Origin of the sequence: Terrisporobacter mayombei (assembly GCF_020748465.1) — a bacterium.
Classification (GTDB): Bacteria; Bacillota; Clostridia; order Peptostreptococcales; family Peptostreptococcaceae; genus Terrisporobacter; species Terrisporobacter mayombei.
Genome location: NZ_JAHZMP010000138.1, coordinates 1 through 503, shown reverse-complemented (window position 1 = coordinate 503; position 503 = coordinate 1). Strand labels below are relative to the sequence as shown.

The 503-nt window shown below is 25.6% G+C and carries 1 protein-coding gene; it reads right to left on the bottom strand.

What is annotated here, in order from left to right:
* Positions 1 to 503, bottom strand: a 503-nt coding sequence (locus tag K0039_RS20760) for a cell wall-binding repeat-containing protein (RefSeq protein ID WP_228106829.1), incomplete at both ends; no start/stop codon positions are given.

Below are 503 nucleotides of genomic sequence, written 5' to 3'. Positions count from 1 at the left end.
CTTATTCTCTCCATTTTGCGCAACATATAAATTATCTAAAACGCTATTATTATAAAAATAATCTATTACTTTTGAATTAGTTTCTGTTCTATCTTCTCCTGATATTTTAATTACAGATGGAAGTTTATCTTCTATATCTTTATTGAATAAATTCCCCCCACCAACTATATATGATTTTGATATTTCTTTATTATCAATTAGTTCTTCTATTTCCTTCATATCATCCTTTTGATTAGTAAGAAGAATTGGCATTTTTTCTTTTGCTGATATAGCTCCCATACTTACTGCATCAGCAAGACCTTTTTCTCCATTTACTAAAACTAATTTAGATAATTTATTCTCCTTATTTAACTCTTTTGCTAGGTTTATTGAAGTATCATATCTATCATTTCCAGATATTCTTATTGTATTTAAACCTTTATCTTTTAGATAATTTTCAATACTTTCATCTATAGAATTAAATCCACCAATTATGTATATGTTTTTTGCACCTAATCTACTTA